Annotated in this window: 17 protein-coding genes and 1 other RNA gene; 5 read left to right on the top strand and 13 right to left on the bottom strand. The window is 34.0% G+C overall.

All coding sequences use genetic code 11. The features are described 5' to 3' along the window. Positions 1-51: 51 nt before the first annotated feature. On the top strand, positions 52-633 hold the full coding sequence (miaE, locus tag Q361_RS07455; RefSeq protein WP_103726100.1) for a tRNA-(ms[2]io[6]A)-hydroxylase: 582 nt from the start codon (positions 52-54) through the stop codon (positions 631-633). A gap of 39 nt (positions 634-672) precedes the next feature. Here miaE and Q361_RS07450 read toward each other — a convergent pair whose 3' ends face one another. From Q361_RS07450 to Q361_RS07440, 3 genes are all read right to left on the bottom strand, one after another. Further along, the gene (locus Q361_RS07450; RefSeq protein WP_103726099.1) at positions 673-5,757 is read right to left on the bottom strand and encodes a T9SS type B sorting domain-containing protein; all 5,085 of its coding nucleotides are present in this window, start codon (positions 5,755-5,757) and stop codon (positions 673-675) included. A 544-nt stretch (positions 5,758-6,301) separates the two neighbouring features. Then, entirely contained in the window at positions 6,302-7,360 is a 1,059-nt protein-coding gene (locus tag Q361_RS07445) for a nucleoid-associated protein (RefSeq protein ID WP_103726098.1), read from the bottom strand. Between the two features lie 49 nt (positions 7,361-7,409). Then, entirely contained in the window at positions 7,410-7,946 is a 537-nt protein-coding gene (locus tag Q361_RS07440; protein WP_103726097.1) for an IS1096 element passenger TnpR family protein, read from the bottom strand. A gap of 228 nt (positions 7,947-8,174) precedes the next feature. On the opposite strand from Q361_RS07440, the gene yaaA reads away from it, so the two are divergent. After that, positions 8,175-8,936 (top strand): peroxide stress protein YaaA, encoded by a 762-nt coding sequence (gene yaaA, locus Q361_RS07435; protein ID WP_103726096.1) that lies wholly within the window; start codon positions 8,175-8,177, stop codon positions 8,934-8,936. Positions 8,937-8,938: 2 nt separating this feature from the next. On the opposite strand, the gene Q361_RS07430 is transcribed toward yaaA, so the two are convergent. The 8 genes from Q361_RS07430 to Q361_RS07395 form a co-directional block, all read right to left on the bottom strand. Next, the gene (locus Q361_RS07430; RefSeq protein WP_103726095.1) at positions 8,939-10,522 is read right to left on the bottom strand and encodes an MDR family MFS transporter; all 1,584 of its coding nucleotides are present in this window, start codon (positions 10,520-10,522) and stop codon (positions 8,939-8,941) included. A 3-nt stretch (positions 10,523-10,525) separates the two neighbouring features. Continuing rightward, positions 10,526-11,611, bottom strand: coding sequence for an HlyD family secretion protein (locus Q361_RS07425; protein WP_103726094.1), 1,086 nt, complete (start codon positions 11,609-11,611; stop codon positions 10,526-10,528). 3 nt (positions 11,612-11,614) lie between these two features. After that, positions 11,615-12,937: a TolC family protein gene (locus Q361_RS07420; protein WP_103726093.1), complete on the bottom strand. Its 1,323-nt coding sequence runs from the start codon at positions 12,935-12,937 to the stop codon at positions 11,615-11,617. Between the two features lie 20 nt (positions 12,938-12,957). Further along, the gene (locus Q361_RS07415; protein ID WP_103726092.1) at positions 12,958-13,578 is read right to left on the bottom strand and encodes a TetR/AcrR family transcriptional regulator; all 621 of its coding nucleotides are present in this window, start codon (positions 13,576-13,578) and stop codon (positions 12,958-12,960) included. Between the two features lie 114 nt (positions 13,579-13,692). Continuing rightward, entirely contained in the window at positions 13,693-14,274 is a 582-nt protein-coding gene (locus Q361_RS07410) for an anthranilate synthase component II (RefSeq protein WP_103726091.1), read from the bottom strand. Positions 14,275-14,349: 75 nt separating this feature from the next. Next, positions 14,350-14,913, bottom strand: a complete 564-nt coding sequence (locus Q361_RS07405) for a YceI family protein (RefSeq protein WP_103726090.1) — start codon at positions 14,911-14,913, stop codon at positions 14,350-14,352. Between the two features lie 29 nt (positions 14,914-14,942). Next, positions 14,943-15,575 carry an NAD(P)H-dependent oxidoreductase gene (locus Q361_RS07400; protein ID WP_103726089.1) on the bottom strand — a complete coding sequence of 211 codons (633 nt, stop codon included), beginning with the start codon at positions 15,573-15,575 and terminating at the stop codon, positions 14,943-14,945. Positions 15,576-15,583: 8 nt separating this feature from the next. Continuing rightward, positions 15,584-16,042 carry a MarR family winged helix-turn-helix transcriptional regulator gene (locus Q361_RS07395; protein ID WP_103726088.1) on the bottom strand — a complete coding sequence of 153 codons (459 nt, stop codon included), beginning with the start codon at positions 16,040-16,042 and terminating at the stop codon, positions 15,584-15,586. A gap of 109 nt (positions 16,043-16,151) precedes the next feature. On the opposite strand from Q361_RS07395, the gene Q361_RS07390 reads away from it, so the two are divergent. Next, positions 16,152-16,463, top strand: coding sequence for a rhodanese-like domain-containing protein (locus Q361_RS07390; RefSeq protein WP_103726087.1), 312 nt, complete (start codon positions 16,152-16,154; stop codon positions 16,461-16,463). 50 nt (positions 16,464-16,513) lie between these two features. On the opposite strand, the gene ssrA is transcribed toward Q361_RS07390, so the two are convergent. Further along, positions 16,514-16,912: a transfer-messenger RNA gene (gene ssrA, locus Q361_RS07385) on the bottom strand. Between the two features lie 84 nt (positions 16,913-16,996). Continuing rightward, entirely contained in the window at positions 16,997-18,196 is a 1,200-nt protein-coding gene (locus Q361_RS07380; RefSeq protein ID WP_103726086.1) for a serine hydrolase domain-containing protein, read from the bottom strand. Between the two features lie 264 nt (positions 18,197-18,460). Here Q361_RS07380 and Q361_RS07375 point away from each other — a divergent pair, with 264 nt between their 5' ends. Both Q361_RS07375 and Q361_RS07370 read left to right on the top strand, forming a co-directional pair. Beyond that, positions 18,461-19,663, top strand: coding sequence for an NAD(P)-dependent oxidoreductase (locus Q361_RS07375; RefSeq protein ID WP_103726085.1), 1,203 nt, complete (start codon positions 18,461-18,463; stop codon positions 19,661-19,663). A 68-nt stretch (positions 19,664-19,731) separates the two neighbouring features. Next, entirely contained in the window at positions 19,732-20,571 is an 840-nt protein-coding gene (locus tag Q361_RS07370) for an endonuclease/exonuclease/phosphatase family protein (RefSeq protein ID WP_146046990.1), read from the top strand. The last annotated feature ends 22 nt before the right edge of the window (positions 20,572-20,593 follow it).

Genomic DNA, 20,593 nt, shown 5'->3' with positions numbered 1-20,593 from the left:
CTTTTTAGCATTTCAGATAAATGAAGTATTTTTGAACTAAAATAAATAATCATGTTAGGTTTAAAATTGGCTACCGATCCACGTTGGGTAAATATTGTAGAGTCTAATATTTCTGAAATACTTACAGACCACGCTTGGTGTGAACAAAAAGCAGCTTCAAATGCAATATATATCATTATTAACAATTCTGAAAAAGAAGATTTAGTTACAGAAATGCTTAAAATTGCCAAAGAAGAAATAGAGCATTTTCAATTGGTTCACGAAATTATAAAACAAAGAGGACTAGAGCTTGGTAGAGAACGCAAAGATGACTATGTAGGAGATTTGGTAAAATTTATGAAAAAAGATGGTAGCAGAAATGATGCTTTAATAGAAAGGTTATTATTTGCGGCGATGATTGAAGCCCGAAGCTGCGAACGTTTTAGAGTATTATCTACCAATATAGACGATAAAGAATTAGCACAATTTTACCATGATTTAATGGTAAGCGAAGCCAATCATTATACTACATTTTTAGGCTTTGCCCGAAAATATTCTGAAAAAGTAGATGTAGATAAACGTTGGAAAGAATGGTTGGATTATGAAGCTAGCATTATGGAAAATTACGGTAAAAAAGAAACCGTACACGGATAGCAAAAAATAAAAGGGACTTAACAAAAGTCCCTTTTATTTTTATCTTTTTATAGAAAAATGCCCTTTTGCAGTTCTGTAGTCATTGAGTCTAATAGCATACCAATAATCGTCGGCAGGCAATTGTTGGTTATTGTAATAGCCATCCCAACCTGTTTTGTAAGGAGAGAATTGTTTGAGCAATTTGCCATAGCGGTCAAATATTTGTATCTCTGCTTTTGGGTATTTATTTGGTTCTAATCCTTTTAAATTCCAGTAGTCATTGTAGCCATCTCCATTTGGGGTAAAATAGGCAGGCGCGCCCAATACGTAAACTTCTTTTTGCACAATACCACAACCGTTTATATCTTTTACATAAAGCGTGTGTATGCCCATATCAACAGGGGTAATGAGGCTTGAGGTTTGATAATTTCCGTTGATATCGTCTAGTGCATATACATAAACGCCATTACCAGACGTAATTACTTCAATGCTGTTGTTTTCTGACAAGTCTTTTATAATAATTTGTTCTACGGTAGCTATTTGTGAAGCTGTAACTTTTACAGTTCTTGTTCTACTACACCCAGCACTAGTGGTTACAACAACACTATAATTTCCTCCTGTAGTGACTTGTAATGTATAATGGGTGGCTCCTGTAATTTGAATACCATCTTGATACCATTGGTATGTGTAGGTATTTATTAAATTGGCATTTTGTACACCGGCATTAATGTATATAGGGCTCGTTGCAGACAAATTGGTGCATACAATTTCATCATCATTTCCGTTGGTATTCAAATCAATTCTAGGTATTGGTAATACCGTGAAATATACGGTTGTTTCGGCATAACAATTTGGATTGAGCGGATTAAATACTCGAGCAATAATAGTAGTCGTACTCGTGGTGAATGTTGGAGGAAATGGACTTGCTATTGTTGCTCCTGTAGCCGAATTGATGTAACTAATTTGCATATCAGTTTGTCCAGCAAGTATTGTACTTTGTAAAGTAGCGGTATTAAAAGTTAAAATGCCGTTTTGTAGTAACGGATTATCTTCATTGTCGCAAAGAGCATAAGTTGAAGCAGGAATGGTTTGTGCAAAAGGCACTTTGTCTACAATAAACGTAATAGTACCTTCTACATAACAAGGCCCATCTGAAGCCACAGACGGATTGTTGGTAAGCCTTACTGTGAGTGTTTTACTTGTAGTTACGGTGTATGGGTTGGGTAGAGGATTAAGTAAGGTTCCATTATCGTAATAACTTACATCAACATGAGTTTGCCCGCCCAAAATTTGGTTGCTTAGTGTAGATGTGTCAAATGCATAAATACCATCGGTGTTATCGTCGCATTGACGAATGGTATTATTTACTCCAACGCTATGTATTACAGGGGTTGGTTCTACTACTAGGGTGAGATAATCTTTCATGGCGTAGCAAGAATTATCTATAGTACTATCAATTCTCACCCAAATATTTTGTGTGTTGGGAGATGTAGTATTTCTAAAATTTGTTGTGTTGGTTATCTCGTTGGTTTCGGTTTGAGCGTCGAGCAAAGTAGGGTAAAAAGTAACTGTATAATTTGAATTGGGCATCATAGCTGCAATTTCCGATAACAATGGCGCAAAACTAAACGAAGCTACACCATCGTAATTATTCTGGGTTGCATCAATATAATCATCACATTTGGTAAGTGTTTTATGATATGTGTTCGGAATTTGAGATACACTTACAAGCAATTGCAAGGTTACTATTTTTTTACAATTATTGGCAGTAACAACCCTTACATATAGTGTTGTGCTACCTGTTGTGTAGCTTGTTTCATTTGTAATTTTAGTATTGGTATCGTTGGTGTCGGCTCCAGCAAATGTGGTAAAATAGGAGAATTGATAATTGGTATAATTTGCTGCTATTTGCGGGTTGATTTGGGTTAAATTAAATACACTAATACCATCGGTATTGTCATCACATTGTTTCAGAGTAATAGGGGTGTTTACAACAGGTAGTGCATAGGTGGTAAGCATGGCATCTTGAGAGTATTTACCACAACTATTTCCATTTCGGTTTAAAAATACTCTGTATTTATAACTGGTCATGGCAGGGGTAACACTTGTAATTTGTAAACTAGCTGTTGTAGCTCCAGAATAAGTAGCGTTATTGGTAATATTAGTGTAAGTTAAACCATTATCGGTAGAAATTTGCCATTGATAACTATCAATAGAGTTGGAAGAAGCTACAGTAAAAGTAGCATTTTCAAGTTCGCAAACAGTTACATTAATAGGTTGTGTAGTAATAGTAATAGGAGCGGCTATTATGTAGTTGCTATTAGGTAGGGTATAGCCACTTGTGGTAGGTACGGTTCCGTTTGAATTGATAGTAGTGCTGGTGGTGTCTGCATATCCGTTTTGATTAACGTCTGTAAAACCTGCTTCTACAACATCAAAACACGCGTCGTTGTCGCTGTCTAGTTCCAAAAAGTTGTAAACACCGTCATTATCTGTATCGGCTACAGTATAGTTTACTATGTTACTATCGGTAGCTGTTTCTAGGTTGTTGTCTAAACCATTTGTGCCATAGTTAGGCCCAGAAGATATACCGGTAATACTCGCTGCATTAAGTGTATTGCCTGCTTCTACAGCATCAAATATTCCATCATTATCGGCATCTAAATCTAGATAATTTGGAATGCCGTCGTTGTCAAAATCTTGTGGTGTTATTCCGTTGCCAAAAGCATCATCAATACCATTATGGTTAGAGTCGGTACCAAGTGGCACGATAGCGTTTGTACCCGTTGCTTCGATCACATCTGGAATACCATCGTTATCGCTGTCATAATCTTCGGCATCGGGTATTGTATCGTTATCAGAGTTTTTTGGTACACATTCTGCGTATAGCTTAAATGTCGATTTGTTGTCTAGTTCATCGGTTAGGTTTCTATGCAAAATAGTGATAGACGTAACATTTTTAGTTAAAAACTTAAAAGTTCCAGTTCCAGCAGCAAGAGGCGTTGTACTGTTCAATCTAAACCTAATATTAAACGAAGAATATTCTGTAACACCACTTTCATAAATGCCATCGTAATTAGTATCAATTAATAATTGATTGTTTGGGTTTAAAACCGTAATTGTAGTTGATGTAGGTACACTTATTTCGTATTCTGCGTTGGCATTGAGCAAATCGGTGCTGTTTGCGCTCGATACATACTCAATTCCTAATGCTAACGGATTGGTAAATGTGTTGGTGTATTGAACAAAATAGCCTTTACCTGCAGGAATGTGTGTTACAAAACTACCATCTGTAGCACCTACAAAAGGTGTTGGACTTGCTGTGGTAGAAGTTGTTACGTTTGCTGTAAATGTATTTGTGTATGTGCTATTTACAATAGTGCCAGCAGTGGGATTACTTATGTTGATAACGGTATCGCCCAATGATTCGTTACAATTTGTAATACCATCATTATCCCAATCCAAATCTATGTTATCGTTTACACCATCGTTGTCGGTATCTGTTGGGCATTTGCTTACGGGTATTTCGTCTGAATATAAATCGATGTTACAAGAGGTTAATGTAGCTCTCACTTTGTATAAGCCAGGTTGCGTAGGATGCAAGGTTGCAGTGGTTTCTCCAGGCATAATAGCACCATCTTTATACCATTGGTAAGTATCAAAACCCGATACAGAACTTATGTTTAAATTTACATTGGGTATACAATTGGTTTGGGTAATATCTACTGTTTGAAATGCAACTTCGGGTTTAAAAGTAAAACCAGAATAAAAGCCTCCGTAGGTAGCAGCACCGCTAGTTCCAAAATAAGAAAGATACACTTGCTTGTCTGCTAGTACAGAAATATTTCCTGTAAGCCCTTCAAAAGAATAGGTTACATAATTTGGATTTCCAGTTACGGGAAAAGGCCCGTTTACAACAATTCCTGTAGGCAAACCAGTAATAGGATAAGTAGTACCGTTGAGAATAAAATTTAGGGTAGCACCCGTTTCGGTTACAATACACACCGTACCCGTAAAACTATCGTCATTACCTACCGAATTTATGTACGGAATGTTATCAATAATTTTTGGTGTTTGACAACTTAAAGGCGGCAAAAAGTGCATATTTTGATTGGCTTGATTATTACTACCTCCAATACCTTGGTATGCAAATACATTTTTGCTGGTACTTACATACAAATTATTGTTTGTGGTAAAATTAGCACCATTTAGGGCTAAATATTCTCCAGCATTTAATGTTGCCGTTGGAGTAGTATTACCATTTAAATAAACGGCTGTATTGTTTTCGTGGGCTACAATGAGTGGTTTTTCTACTACATCTACACCATTTCCTTTAATAAAAATGTATTGATTGCCAATACGATCTGTAGATACAATTTGATCGAAACCCAAATCAATGTTTGAAGTATTACCATTGGAACCTGCAAATGAGCCACAATTAACTACAATGTTTTTGTCGGCAGCAATAAGAGCACCTATCAAACCATCTCTATTGGCGGTAGAGTTGCTACAATTTACGGCTATTACATAACTTTCGCCTGCGTTGAGTGTAATATTTGGAATACTATTTCCAAACGATTCTAAGTTTTTTATGGTAACGCCTGGTTTAATATCAGAGAAAGAAACTGTAGTATTATTTTCGGTTGCCAATATCGAGGCAAATGTATAATGTATGCTACTTGTACTCGCAATGAGTGTGTTTACCATAGCCCCTACGCGAAACTGTTTACCCAAAGATGCAATACCTTTGGAAACTAAGCCTCCAGCTTGATAACGTTGAGGTGTTGCTACAAGCCTTACCGTTACATATATCAAATCGCTGGCTTGTACAATATAGCCTTTGTTATTGTATACAGACCCTGCATTACTATCGCTTACCATAAGCTGGGTGTTTTGCCCAAAACCAATATCATATACCAAAGGGTTGTCTCTACTTACAGTTCCTGTAAATGTTGTTCCGCCTATTTCTTTAATTTCTACAGCAATAGGAGTAATACTTGGACACGATACATAGATAAACTGATTTTGAGGTTGTAAACTTATAGCGTTTGAAATAGGAGGGATATAATGTGTTTTACTAAATTGGGCATTTCCCAGATGGTTAAATAGTAAAAAAACAAAATTAAATATGAGGTATTTTTTCATTTGATAAAGTTACTAAATCTTTAAATTATTTAAAATTAATATTTTGTTTTAAGCTAATTTTAACATAAAAAACACTCATTATTAATGCATATTTTGAGCATTTTACCTTTGAAGCTTTCTAGATATTTTAGTTTGGGTTTTTATTATACCAAAAATTACCTTCGTGTTTTTTATAAACAATATGCTGCGCAAAACAATTTAGTTTTACCATTAGAATGAATAGTTATACTGTATACTGCATAGTATAAAACATTAAGCTGTATAGTAAAACACGGTGTATAGTTATGCAAAACGCCATATAGTATTGGCTAAAACAACCAATAGAAAGTAGTAAAATACTATGTTTTGTGTAGTATTACACGATATACTTTTAATTATAATGCTGTATACTATACACTATAAACATTACTGTTTGATAGCAAAACATTGTATAGTATGTAGTCTTTTACTACAAAAGGCGTTTTGCTACAAGTAGGGTAGTGTATTGCGCCATGTTGAGCATAAAAAAACGGTTGCCTTTGTGTGAGGCAACCGCAGGTATTGTTTACGATTTTTGTTCTTTATTAAAATAAACCAAATAATAGTACATTTGCTTTTCTTCGTCCCAGCCTTTTTCTACAAATTTTTCGGCGCTTTCGGGGTTTACAAAGTCGAGTTTTATTTGAATATTGGTGTCTAAATTGATGGTGTTTTTTATTTTTCTACGTGCATCGGTAACGGCGGCATTGGCAATCGGGAAATTGGTTACATCTTCTATGCTGTATTTTTCACCTTTGTCTACTTTGTAGTTTTTAAATTCGGGTATCAAATCGGGGTTGTCTATCACTTCGTTCAAAAATTTAGTTTCTTCAAACTCGTCATTTTTTGCAAAATGGTTTATAGCACGGTTCATAAACAACACTTCTTCGCGCTTGTCTTCGGCAGGTAGTACTACATCTTTGGCAAAATCTTGACAAAATTTTAAATATTTTTTTGTCATGTAGTTTTCGTCGATAAAAGCATCTACAGATAGAAAATGTTCAAGCCAATAGCGCGCATCGTACTTGTTACTATCTACGGTAAGTATTTTATATCCTTCTTCTTTTTTAAAATTAAAGATAATGCAACCTTTGTCCAATCGGTTTAAATTGATACCTTGTTGGAGTATCATTTCGAGGTGGCTTTCTTTTTCTTCAAATTGTAAGAAATCGGTTTTTAATTCGCTTTTAAAAATTCCAATAGCATCTACAGGGTTATTATCTATGGTTATGTGTGTAAGATAGGTTACATACACTTCTCCGTTTTTAATGTGCGGATGGTTGGATTGCTCGTATAAATGTGTTGTAATTTTTTTGGATACCTCATGAATATTACTTGGGTTTGTAAAAATTTCTTGGGCATACATATACATTTCATTGTATTCCAAATCTACATCGTGAGCAAATTGAAAATAGTTTTCTTCTTTATCTCTAAAAGGTTTAAAGAAAAATTCTTTAAGCAATGGGGTAATTTCGTCTTGAAGCGGGTAGGGTTGCCCCGATAAGAATAGGGCTTCGTTTCTACTTTTGTTCCCTACGCGGTGTATCGATAGCGATTCTATGTGTGCATTAAATAAATTAATCATCTATATAAAAAATGTAAAGTTGTTGGTGTAAATAAGTTTGTGTGTTGTGTTAATTCCAGTTTTCTTCAAATCCGAAATCTTCAAAACTATCATCGCCGTCAAACATATCAAAATCGTCTTCATCAAAATCATCTTCAAATTCACTGTGAAAATGGTCGTCTTCGGCATCAAATTCTTTTTCGGGTGCATTTTCTGGCATTTCACCATGCGAATACAATAGGGCAGGGTAGCTCTCTCCAGCAACTTCGGGTTCTATAGCGGCAAGTTCTACCAAAAATGTCCACATACTTATAAAATCGTATACGTAAATAATTTTGGTTTGCTCTTCATACAAAATATCTTCGAGTACAAAGTCTGCCATAGTGCGCTGTTCGCCAGGTACATCGCCAGTGTCAAAAAGCGAAATTTCATCTTCTTGATTCCAGTTGTCATCGCAAGTATAAAAAGAGGCAATTTCTTTACCATCAAACCCAAAAGCATTTACTATTGTGTTGTGTAAATCTTCTAGGGTATCTTGACTTTGTATAGCAATATCTCTAAAGATGTCTTCCTCTGTGTCGAGAATAACTCTAAACTTGTAAACCATATTGATTGTGTATTTTTTTTGAGAGGTCAAAGGTAAAGTTAATTTTTATAAAATGCTTTGCACTACTTATATTTTTTTGCGCTAAAAAGGTTAATTTTGAGACCTATTTTTGACTGTTTATTTTTTAGCAGTTTAGTATAAAATTGCATCAGCACTACGTTTGGTAAACCATTGCCAATACCGATAGGCTATAACGAACAAACCTAGAATAACAAAGAATTATCGACTATGAAAATTGTAGTATCTCCGGCAAAATCGCTCAATTTTGAAACGCCAGCTCCCACAACACAAGCTACACATTTTGTGTTTGAAAAAAAGGCGCACAGCGTAGATAAAGTACTAAAAAAATTGAAACCCAAAGCGCTGTCAAATTTGATGGATATTTCTGATAAATTGGCAGAACTTAATTGGCAACGCAACCAAGAACGCAATGTACTAGAGCTTACCGTAAACAATGCTAAGCAAGCTGTTTTTGCTTTTGATGGAGATGTATATACTGGTTTGGACGCTTACACTTTACCACCAGAAAAAATTACAGAATTGCAAAATAAACTCTACATACTTTCGGGTTTATATGGGTTGCTCAAACCACTCGATTTAATACAACCTTACCGCCTTGAGATGGGCACACATTTGGCAATAGGTAAAAATAAAAACCTATACGAATTTTGGAAAGATAGCATTACCAAAGAACTGAATAAAAACCTCAATCAAGGTGAATTGTTTATCAATTTGGCAAGCAAAGAATATTTTTCGGCTGTAGATGCAAAAAAAATAAAAGCCACCATCATTACTCCAGAATTTAAAGACTATAAAGATGGCAAATTGAAAATGATTTCTTTCTTTGCCAAAAAAGCTAGAGGACTTATGGTGCGTTACATTTTGGATCAAAACGTAAATACACTAGAAGAACTCAAGCTCTTTAACTACGAAGGCTATGCTTTTGATGCAAACCTAAGTAAAGGAAATACACTTGTATTTACCAGATAGCATTAGTGCATAGCATCTGCTGGGTTTATCTTATTCTTTGTTTTTTTGGCTAAAAATATAAGTGGTATTGAACATAAAAAGATTACCCCTAAGTACAAAAATATATCCATGTAAGACATTACAGTACTTTGTTTTATAATTGAAAATTCAAATATTTGATGCGCTTTGGCTAGTGCCTCATTGGGCGTATAGCCTTTTGCTACAAATGATTTTTGGAGCATATTTATTTTTTGTTGTACTTCGGGTCGGGTCGGGTCTATATTACCAATTAAATCGATGCGGTGTTTTTGTGTAAACCTAGAAATAAAAGTAGTGATAATAGCTACCCCAAACGAACCTCCCAATTGTCGCATCATACCTGTAAAGGCAGCTCCTTCGCCAATTTCTTTTCCTTTTAGAGACGATAGCGATAGAGTGGTTATTGGTACAAAAAGCAATCCTAAACCTACACCTCTTAGTATTAATGGCCAGTAAAAATGTTCTACCCCAGTGTCTGGCGTCATTACAGTATACATCCAATAGGTAAATAAAAAAAACACACCAAAACCAAACGCTACCATATACTTTTGCGGTACACCTTTTTGTATCATTCTACCTACAAAAGGCATCATAAATGCGGTAGTGATTGAACCAGGTATTAATAGTAGCCCAGCATCTGTAGCTGTCCAACCCAATATAGATTGTGTGTAAATAGGAATAATAAGTGTAGAGCCATAAAGACCAAAACCAAGTATAAAACCAAGTAAAATACCAATTTGCAAATTACTATCTTTAAGTACGCTCAAGTTTACTATTGGGTGTTCATAGGTAAGTTCTCTCCACAAAAAGAGCAATAGTCCTACAAAAGAAACAATACACAATGTTACAATGGTTGTGTTGTTAAACCAATCATCTTGTTGTCCATGTTCGAGTACATATTGCAACGAACCTATAAAAGCCGATAAAGTAATAATACCCCACCAATCTACTTGGTTTGCACTCAATTTATTACCATATTTTGGACTTTTTACAAAGCTTAATGTTAAAAAAGTTGCTGCAATACCAATAGGAATATTGATATAAAAAATATAAGGCCACGAAAAATTGTCTACAATATATCCTCCCAATGGCGGACCAAGGGTTGGACCAACAATAACCCCCATACCATAAATGGCTTGAGCCATTCCTCTTTTTTCTGTAGGGTAACTTTCAGTAATAATAGTTTGTGCAGTAACCAAAAGAGCCCCTCCGCCCAAACCTTGAATAAACCTAAATATTACCAGCTCCCAAATGTTAGAAGCATTACCACATAAAAATGAGGCAACTGTAAACAGTATGATTGATGCAGCAAAATAATTTCGTCTACCAAATTGTTGCGACAACCAACTCGTCATGGGTATAATAATAACGTTTGCAATAGCATAGGCTGTAATTACCCATGCAATGTCGGTTAGAGTAGCCCCAAGGCTACCTCTCATGTTGGTTAAAGCTACATTTACAATAGTAGTATCTACAATTTCTAGAAGCGCGCATAAAACGGCAGTAATTGTAATAATTACCCTTCTAAAACCGTATTCAACTAAATCTTCTTGTTGCGTAATTGCCATAGTTTATTTGGTATGTACATCTACAGTTACATTCATTCCTGGTCGTAACTTGCTCAGTTTATTTTTGTCATTTTGTTCTGTAAATGAGATTTTTACAGGCAAACGTTGAATTGTTTTTACAAAATTACCTGTTGCATTATCAGGAGGTAGAATAGAAAATTTTGCACCAGTTGCTGGAGAGAAAGAAACAATTTTGCCTTCAAACTCATCATCTGGAAATGCATCTACATGAATTTTTACCTCTTGGCCTTCAAGCATTTTGTTAAGTTGTGTTTCTTTGAAGTTTGCAACCACCCACATATCATGATTTCCAATAATGTAAAATAGCGATTGCCCTGGCTGAATAAATTGTCCTGGTTGCACATTTATTTTAGATACTTGCCCGTCGTATGGAGCTACAACAACTGTGTAGTTTACATTGAGTTGTGCGGCATCTACGCTGGCTTTGGCACGGCTAATGTTGGCTAAAGCAACCTTTGTTTGTTTGGAAGTTACATTTGTGCGATTTGAAGCCACTTTCTTTTGAAATGAGCTTGCCTTTTGTTGTTCTTGCAAGATGCGCAATTGTGTTTGAGCTTCTAGTTTTGTTGCTTCGGCTTGCTCGTATTGTTGTTTGGTAATAGAATGGTTTTTGTATAGATTGGCATATCTGTCAAAATCATTTGTGGCTCTAGTAAGTCGTATTTTGGCCGATTCAATATTTTCTGTTGCCGATTTTACATTTGCATCAGATACAGAAACTGTAGCTTCTGCTGTGCCGATATCTGCTTTTGATGCTTCGTAACTATCTTGTGCGGCTATATAGGCTGCTTTGGCTTCTTCTAGTTTTACCAAATAATCTTTATTGTCAATAACAAAAAGGGTATCGCCTTTTTTTACAATATCGTTGTCTTTTACATATACTTTGTTTACATATCCGCCTACTTTTGGTACTACAGGACTGATGTTTTTTTCTATTTGAGCATCGTCTGTAATTTCGTGTGCTTGACCATGTAGGTACTTGTATATTCCATAACCTCCGCCTACGATTAGTAATGTAGCAAAAATGGTAATGAATTTTTTATTTGTTTTTGTATTTGAATTTTTCATAATTTACTTAGATATATTGAGTGAGTTTAGCAAATTTCCTTGTGCAAATTGTAATTCGTAATATTTTAAAGCAATATCAGCTTGAGATAAAGCTAAATTAATTTTACTTTGAAGTTGTAATACATCGGCATCTAGTAAATCTGTTGTATTGGCTAGGCCATTGGTGTATTTATCGTTGATTATTCTATAGTTTTCGGTACTTTGCTCTACAGATTTTTGATAAACTTTGTTTTGCTTTTGAGATAAATTGTAATTTTCTGAAGCAGCTTGTATTTCTTCGTCGATTTTATTTTTTAGTATTTCGCTCGATACTTTAAGTTGTTCAGACTTGGTTTTAGAGAGATTGACTTCTTTTTTGTTTTTAAAAATAGAAGCCACATCATAAGAAATGCCTACTCCAAAATTCATAGCATTAGAAACACGTAATACATTTTGCAAATCAAAAGCAATGTAGCCACCTGTAAGCGCTAGAGCAGGGTAATAGTTGGATTTAGCAACTTTAATGGCATATTCTGATGCTTTTATTTGTTGTTGTAGAGCTTCTAGATCGCTTCTGTTGGATTGATTGGCACGGAGTAAAGACTCTTGCATGTCTTTTTGTACAGCATCAATATTAATTTCTATTGTTGTAGGTTGAGGTAAATCGAGAAGTTTTGATAATTGGTAATTTAAAACATTTCTGTTTTTTTGAGCAGTATCAAGAGCAATTTGTAAATTGGAAACTTGAAGTTGCACTTTTAACAAATCATTTTTTGTGATCAATCCGTTTTGCATTAAGGCATCAAAATCTTTTTCTCTTTGCTGAGCACTTTTTATATTTTCAGCAATCAGCATTATGGTTTGATCTGCTTGGTATAATTGTGCAAAAAGTTTTGTTACTTGCAAGGCAAGTTGTTCTTTGGTTTGTTGAGCTGTCAGTTTTTCTGCCTCGTACATAGCTTTTGACGCACTTATGCTATTTTGAAGTTTGAATCCAGCAAAAACAGGCATGTTTACATTAGCCTGCCCCAAAAGTAAACTGCTTACCGATACTCCGCTGCCATTTTGCGAGTTGCCCGAAGAACTCATCGGGATTTTTAAACTTGCATTAGCATTGGTAAGACGTAAATATTCTCCCGAAATTTTTAGATTAGGATATTGATTATCTCTCATTTTTTGTAATTCGAGTAGAGATGCTTGCGTTTGTAATTTTGACAAGGCTACTTCTTTACTTTGACTTGTTACTAATACAATAGCTTCTTTTAATGAAAGCTTTTTTGTTTCTTGAGCTGAAACAATAGGCGCTGAAATTAAAAAAAAGAGAATTATTTTATATGTTATTTTCATATAGTGGTAATTGTTTGTTTTTAAGTAGTATACAATAATAATCCTTTTACAGATTGCTGTATGTGTTGTACCAATTGGTTTTCAACATAGTGATTAAAAGCGGTGTCATTTTGCAATTGTAATATATCCATCATGTGGTGTTTATTGTTTACAAAATACATAAATGTGCCTATAATCATACTTGGAATTACTGCCGTATCTATTTTGTTTTTAAATACGCCTTGCAAAAATCCTTCATCAACAATAGCTTGGATATAGGCTAGATTTTGTTTCTTTATTTTACTTATTTCGGGCATATGAGCCTCTCTTTTTTTGTGCATAATTTCGGTATGCATAATTTGATATAAGGCTACATTGGAATATATTTTTTTGATATAGTACGCTATTAGCTCATCAATTTTTTGAAGCGGAGAAATGTTTTTATCTAAAACAGATTTTAATTCTAGTTTTGTTCCACTCATTTTATAAATCAGTATGGCTTCGAGTAGCTTTTCTTTAGAACCAAAATAATAAGAAATCATTGCTACATTGATGTTTGCTTTAGATGCAATATCTCTTACCGAAGTACCATCGTAACCTTGTAGCGCGAATAATTGTTCTGCGATATCAATAATTTCTATTTGTTTGTCATTAAAATCCATTGCTAAATTTAAATTTAAAATAACAATGCAAAATTAAACAAATGTTTAAATTAAACAAGTGTTTAATTTCGGTTTAACAATTTTTTTACACTACAAACACGAGGTAATTAGCAATTAAGGTAGACTATTTACCCAGTTTGCCATAATTTGTTTGCCGTATTGAGTAAGTATACTCTCTGGATGAAATTGAACAGACATAATTGGGTACAAACTATGTTGTAAAGCTAAAATGTGGTTTTCAGTATCAACAGCGGTAATTTGTAAAGTGCTGGGTACAGAGTTTGGATCTACTGACCAAGAATGGTAGCGACCTACATTAAAAGTATTGGGTAGGTTTTTAAATAAAACCGTATTAGGTTCAATAATATTTATTGAAGATTGCCTTCCGTGATAAGGTTTGGTTAAATTGATTAAGGTGGCGCCAAAAAACACCGCCATAGCTTGATGACCTAAGCAAATACCTAATATATTTTTATGGGTATAGTATTGCTCAAGCACTTTTAGCGTATTACCAGCTTGTTGAGGTAAACCTGGTCCAGGCGATAGAAGTATGTTTTGAAAATCGTTTACTTCTTCTATATCAAACTCATCGTTGCGCCATACTTCTACAGTACACGATTGTGATTCTAAATAATGAACAATATTGTGTGTAAAACTATCGTAATTATCTATAAGTAAAATTCGCTTTTGAGTCATAGTGCAAAATAAACTTATTTTAAACAAAAAATCCGCATTTTAGGTGCGGATTTTAATACGTTTTGGTTTGTTCTTTTAGAAAGCAAGAGAAACTTCAAGCTCAAACTCGTCGTTGATTGTTTTGTCCCCTAAATTATCAAAAAAGCTTCCAGAACCATATTTAATACCATATTTTGTACGATCTATTTTTAATGAGGTTGTAGCAGTGTTACCTTTTACAGTGATTAAAAAAGATACAGAATTGGTTACATCTTTAATGGTCAAATCGGCAGTTACAGCATAAACGCCGTTTCCTTTATCTCCAATTTTTTTGAATACTAATTTTGCTGTAGGGTATTTTTCAGTTCCAAAAAAATCGTCTGCTTTTAAGTGTCCGTCAAGTTTCGCTTTGTAATCACCTTGTAAATCTGTCGATGAAATAGTAGTCATATCTACTACAAAAGTTCCACCTTTTAATTTATTTTTCTTAAATACTAATGCGCCACTTTTTAAATCTACAGTACCTTCATGTTTTCCTGTAACTTTTTTACCTACCCAGTTAATTTTACTTTTTGAGGTATTAATTTGTTTGGTTTGCGCAGTTGCTACTGTAGTAAAAGCAATTAATAAGCTTAGAGCAATGGTTTTGATTGTTTTCATTTTTGTATTGAATTTAGTTGTTGAATTATTTAAAGTGTTATAAAAAGTTCATCTAGTGGTTTTCTCACTTTTGCAAAATGCTGGGTTGCATCTTCTTCACTTCTGTAGCCAATAGGTGCTACAAGAGAAGCATTTAGCCCAAGTTTGTCTAACCCTAATATCTCGTTATAGCGTTGAGGTTCAAAACCCTCCATAGGTGTAACGTCTATCTTTAGTTCGGCAGCAGCATTAAGTAAATTGCTTAGTGCAATATAAGTTTGTTTGGAAGTCCACGTGTTTTTTATTTCTGTAGGTAAATTGTTTACAAAACCAGCCACAAAATTTTTATATCCTTCAACATCTTCAGGTTTTAATCCTCTGGTGGTTTGTACATTATTAAAAAATGCATCTAGGTCTGTATTGTCAAGATCCGTAATATTTGCAAATACAAATAAGTGCGAAGCTTCTTTAATTTGTTGTTGCCCCCAAGAAGCTTCTACAAGTTGTTCTCTTAGTTCTGGATTTTCTACAACAATTACTTTGTACGGTTGTAAACCAAATGATGATGCAGAAAGTTGTACTGCTTTTTTTAAGGTTTCCAAATCGGCGTTGGAAACTTTTTTAGTGCTATCGTATTTTTTTGTAGCGTAACGCCATTGTGCGTTTTCAATAAAATTGCTCATAATAAAATTTAATTTTTAGTTCTAATTTTTTCTAATAATTCATTAAGTAATGAAAGTTCATTTGATGTAAGATTTTGGGCAAAAAAGTTTTCGTGTTCTATTAATTTAGGGTCTAGTTGTTCAAGTATTTCAAGTCCTTTTTGGGTAATGGATACTTCAATTTTTCTTCTGTTGTTTGGACATACATTTCTAGTTACCAAATCTTTTAGTAATAACTTGTCTATTAAACGGGTAGTGTTGCTGTTTTTGGTAATCATTCGTTCTTGTATAACGCACATATTAGCAGGACAAGATTTTTGACCTCGTAATATTCTAAGCACATTGTATTGCTCTGTAGAAAGATCAAATGGCTTTAACATCTCGCTCATATTCTCGTTAATCAAACCATTTGTATACAATATATTTAAAATGACTTTGCGTGCCATTTGCATTTCTATAGTAGACTTGGTTATCTGTTCAATCTTCATATATGTATTTACAATATTTGTAGGTACAAATGTATAAATTATTTTATTTGTATATACAAATGTTGTGTTAAAATTTTCAAAAAGTTATTTTTGAAGAAAAATTTTAAACATGGACTTATCTCAAAACGAATGGCAACAAAAATTGGCTGCCGATACAAATGCTGTTGTGCTCGATGTGCGTACAGACGAAGAATACCAAAATGGTATTATACCCAACGCTATTCATAACGATATTTACAAAGGGCAAGGCTTTATTTATCGCTTAGACGAACTAGACAAAACCAAAAACTATTATGTGTATTGTATGGCGGGTGCTCGAAGTGCACAAGCATGCTCAATTATGAAACAAATGGGTTTTGAAAATGTATACAACTTAGTAGGCGGTATTATGAACTGGGAAGGAGAAATTGTAAATCCTTAACGAGGAAAAAATTTAGTAAAAAAAACCTGTGTTTTATAACACAGGTTTTTTTGTGGAGTCGGAGAGAATCGAACTCTCGTCCAAACAAGCAATCAAAGAGCTTTCTACACGCTTAGTTTTTGATTGAATTTTCGACAAAAAGCAAGGCCAAAAACAGCCACTTTTTGCTTAGCTTTATATATGTCAGAAAGGATTTAAAGCTTTACCTTTCTTAGGGTTACTTTTTCGGTTCACCTATATCAACCGCCGTAAACCAAGGCTTTTGAGGTGAATCTAGCTTTCCTACCTTGTAGGAACTAGGCAAATCGTACTAAACTTCGGATTAAGCAGCTAAAGCGTAATTATTTTCGCCGTTTATAAGTTCGTATTTTTGATATTTACGAGCCAAAAATACAATGCTCGACGTGCTTACTTTTCAATTCCACTCGCTGTCAAAACCAGTCGACCCCGTGTGTAGTATAGTTATGCTGTACACAGTAATTCTATATACTTACAGCTTGCAAATATACCTAAATTTTCTATTTTGTAAAAAACTATTCTTCTTTTACAATAGAATCGTGTAATGTAAAAGGATAGTCGCCAAATAAAACTGATAATTTTTTGAGTTGGTAGGTTTTTCTATTAAATTTATTTGAAAGTGCAATAATTACTGCATGCTCTTTGGGCATGGTAATGTAGGAAGACGTATTGCCATGCCACCAACCGTTGTGGTAGTAAAGTTTTTGCCCAGTTTCCCATTCGCGCATGCGTATACCAAGCCCATAGTTTTTAATGCCTTTGCTTTCGTAACTATAACCTTTGTACATTTCTTTTAGTAATGCAGTACTCAAAAAATGGCTAGCATTTCTCGCATTGTCAAATTTTAATAAATCGCGAGGGGTGCTGTATATATTTTTATCACCATATACATGGTCTAGAAAATCGACACCAAATTTTCGGTAATTTCCTTTGTAGGAAGGAGTCATTAAGTTTTCTGACGAATTTTCATCAAAAACATAAGTGTTGTTCATTTCTAGAGGCTCAAAAATTATTTTTTTCATTGCTTCTTTGTATTTCATACCCGTTACTTTTTCAATAAGCAATGCTAGTAGGGCATAGTTGGTATTGTTGTAACTAAAGTGGGTATCTGCTTTGTATTCTTTCGGAATGTTTTTGGTATAAATTACTTGAAGTAAATCGTTGTTGGTGAGTTGTTTGGTTCTTCCCCATATAGCGGCATCATCGCAAAAATAATTGTACTTTTTAAGTCCGCTTCTGTGGTTTAACAGCGTTCGTATGGTAACATCGTCATACGGAAATTGAGGAAAATATTTTTTAAAATTATCGTCCAATCCAATCTTTTTAGCATCTATTAATTTTAATATCGCCGATGCTGTAAAGACTTTGGTTACAGACGCAATATGTAAAGGAGTATTGGCAGTTATTAACTCGTTTTGCTCTTTATTGGCATAACCTTCATATTTTTCGTAGATAATTTGCCCGTTTTTTGCCACAAGAAAACTAATATTTTCAAAGCTTGTGCCAAAATTGGCATCAAAAAATGTTTCTATCTCTTTGTGCTTTTGTGCTCGATATTCTGGTGAAAGTTTTGGTAAATCTTCATCGGGCGGAAGCATAGCATACGCCAAATTTGAACGATTTTTTTTAGCTTTTTTTTCAAAAACAGTATCCTTGCAACCCTGTACCAAAATGGCTAATAGTATGCAGTATATAGTTTGCTTTACGAGATTCATGAATTTGATGTTAAAAAACAAAAATAGGCTACCTTTTTATTATTTTCTGTAAAAAAGAGTTAAAAAAAATCAATAAAAACATACTAAATTTCTTAATATATTGAAAAACAAAAATATACAGATTCTTAATTTGAACTATTTATTTTGTTCTACTTACTTAATAAATGTATTTTTGGAAACTGTTTTAAAAAAGCTGTTTTTTTGTTGTGCTACAGCAATATAAATGTTTTTTGAACAGCTAGTAAATATAAAAGACTTCATACAATGAAATTTGGTATTATAAAAGAAAGAAAAACACCACCCGATAGAAGGGTAGTTTTTACTCCACAAGAATTAGTAAAATTAAAAGAAAATTTTAAAGAGGCACAAATAAAGGTAGAACCTTCAGATATAAGAGTATTTCCCGATCATGCTTATACAGATTTGGGAATTGAAGTGCATGAAGATTTAAGCGATTGTGATGTATTAATTGGTGTAAAAGAAGTGCCTGCAGAGGCCCTTATTCCAAATAAAAAGTATTTTTTCTTTTCGCATACCATAAAAAAGCAACCCTACAATAGAAAATTATTACAAGCTATATTGGAGAAAAACATAGAGTTGTACGACCACGAAACCATTGTAGATGCAAATCATAAAAGGCTTATAGGTTTTGGTAGGTATGCTGGTATTGTAGGTGCATACAATGGGCTTAGAGCTTTTGGGATAAAATATGAATTGTTTACTCTGCCCAAAGCAGAAACCCTAGCGCACAAAGAAGATTTGATAGCCAAGCTAAAAAAACAAATTTTCCCACCAATAAAAATTGTAGTTACAGGACATGGTAAAGTAGGTATGGGGATTAAGGAAATTCTAGATGGAATTAAATTTAAAGAAGTTTCTGTAGAAGATTTTTTATCTAAAACTTATAGCCAACCCGTTTATGTACAAATAGATGTATTGGATTATAATAAAAGAATGGACGGACAAGTAATTGATTTTCAAGATTTTTACAAAAACCCGCAAGATTATATTTCCAATTTTGAGCGATTTACCAAAGTATCCGATATTTTTATGGCAGGGCATTTTCATGGTAACGGTGCTCCCGTAATTCTCTCAAACGATATGCTAAAAGCCCCCGATAATAGAATTAAAGTAGTAGCCGATATATCGTGCGATGTAAATGGGCCTATAGCTTGTACAATTAAGGCTTCTACCATAGCAGATCCAATTTTTGGTTATTTACCTTCAGAACAAAAAGAAGTTCCTTACACACACCCAGCAGCAATAGTGGTAATGAGCGTAGACAATTTGCCTTGCGAACTACCCAAAGATGCGAGCGAAGGTTTTGGAGAAATGTTTATGCAACATGTAATTCCTGCATTTTTTAATAATGATATAGATGGAATTTTACAACGAGCTAAAATAACCGAACAGGGTAAACTTACCCCTAGATTTAGCTATTTGCAAGATTATGTAGAAGGCAAGTAACACTGTTAAAAGTAACGATTTTTTTTAATATAAAATTTAATATATTTGAGTACTAAAATGTTAAGCGTTTGAAAAAAACTTATGCTATTTTATTAATATTCTTTTGCACAATAATACAGGCGCAAACAAGTTTGTCTGTCATGTCGTACAATATACGATTTGGTTCTGCCAACGATGGTGAGAATAATTGGGATAAAAGAAAAGAAAAATTAGTTGCCTTACTATCGTATTACGAAGCCCCTTTGATAGGTATCCAAGAAGCTCAAAAATTTCAAATAGATTATATTTTACAAAACATGCCAAATTACAAAGCTATTGGTAAACCAAGAGAATATAGAGATTTGGCAGAATATTCGTGTATTTTGTACAATGCAAATGAATATAAGGTGCTGGAAGATCAAACGCTTTGGCTCTCGCAAACGCCTATGCAAATGTCGAAAGGTTGGGACGCTGTGTGCTATAGAATTGTAACCTACGGATTATTTCAAAATAGAAAAACAAAACAAAAACTTTGGTTTTTAAATACCCATTTTGATCATCAAGGTATTGAGGCTAGAAATAATTCGGCAAATTTTCTCAGTACTTTAATACAACAATTGCAAACACAAAAAAAAGTTCCCGTTATTCTCTCGGGCGATTTTAATGCCACACTTGCCGACACTTGTTTACAAACTTTAAAAGACAATTTGTACGTAGCCTTTGAACAATCAAAAACCAAACCTTATGGCAACTCTGGAACATGGAATGCTTTTGATTTTCAAAAACAACCTACAGAACAAATAGACCACATTTTTTTTGATAAAAACAGCAGTATCACAGTACAAAAGTACCATACAATTGATGATTTTTACAATTTTAAATACCCTTCAGATCATTTGCCCATTATGGCATCTTTTATAATTCATTAAAAATCAACCAAAACTATAATTT

Source organism: Flavobacterium croceum DSM 17960 (genome assembly GCF_002917885.1).
In the GTDB taxonomy this organism is placed as follows: domain Bacteria; phylum Bacteroidota; class Bacteroidia; order Flavobacteriales; family Flavobacteriaceae; genus Flavobacterium; species Flavobacterium croceum.
This window is presented reverse-complemented; position numbering and strand designations above follow the sequence as displayed.

Excerpts from the sequence above, each read along its gene's own strand:
- miaE (WP_103726100.1), top strand. The coding sequence starts at position 52 with ATGTTAGGTTTAAAATTGGCTACCGATCCACGTTGGGTAAATATTGTA.
- Q361_RS07450 (WP_103726099.1), bottom strand. The coding sequence starts at position 5,757 with ATGAAAAAATACCTCATATTTAATTTTGTTTTTTTACTATTTAACCAT.
- Q361_RS07445 (WP_103726098.1), bottom strand. The coding sequence starts at position 7,360 with ATGATTAATTTATTTAATGCACACATAGAATCGCTATCGATACACCGC.
- Q361_RS07440 (WP_103726097.1), bottom strand. The coding sequence starts at position 7,946 with ATGGTTTACAAGTTTAGAGTTATTCTCGACACAGAGGAAGACATCTTT.
- yaaA (WP_103726096.1), top strand. The coding sequence starts at position 8,175 with ATGAAAATTGTAGTATCTCCGGCAAAATCGCTCAATTTTGAAACGCCA.
- Q361_RS07430 (WP_103726095.1), bottom strand. The coding sequence starts at position 10,522 with ATGGCAATTACGCAACAAGAAGATTTAGTTGAATACGGTTTTAGAAGG.
- Q361_RS07425 (WP_103726094.1), bottom strand. The coding sequence starts at position 11,611 with ATGAAAAATTCAAATACAAAAACAAATAAAAAATTCATTACCATTTTT.
- Q361_RS07420 (WP_103726093.1), bottom strand. The coding sequence starts at position 12,937 with ATGAAAATAACATATAAAATAATTCTCTTTTTTTTAATTTCAGCGCCT.
- Q361_RS07415 (WP_103726092.1), bottom strand. The coding sequence starts at position 13,578 with ATGGATTTTAATGACAAACAAATAGAAATTATTGATATCGCAGAACAA.
- Q361_RS07410 (WP_103726091.1), bottom strand. The coding sequence starts at position 14,274 with ATGACTCAAAAGCGAATTTTACTTATAGATAATTACGATAGTTTTACA.
- Q361_RS07405 (WP_103726090.1), bottom strand. The coding sequence starts at position 14,913 with ATGAAAACAATCAAAACCATTGCTCTAAGCTTATTAATTGCTTTTACT.
- Q361_RS07400 (WP_103726089.1), bottom strand. The coding sequence starts at position 15,575 with ATGAGCAATTTTATTGAAAACGCACAATGGCGTTACGCTACAAAAAAA.
- Q361_RS07395 (WP_103726088.1), bottom strand. The coding sequence starts at position 16,042 with ATGAAGATTGAACAGATAACCAAGTCTACTATAGAAATGCAAATGGCA.
- Q361_RS07390 (WP_103726087.1), top strand. The coding sequence starts at position 16,152 with ATGGACTTATCTCAAAACGAATGGCAACAAAAATTGGCTGCCGATACA.
- Q361_RS07380 (WP_103726086.1), bottom strand. The coding sequence starts at position 18,196 with ATGAATCTCGTAAAGCAAACTATATACTGCATACTATTAGCCATTTTG.
- Q361_RS07375 (WP_103726085.1), top strand. The coding sequence starts at position 18,461 with ATGAAATTTGGTATTATAAAAGAAAGAAAAACACCACCCGATAGAAGG.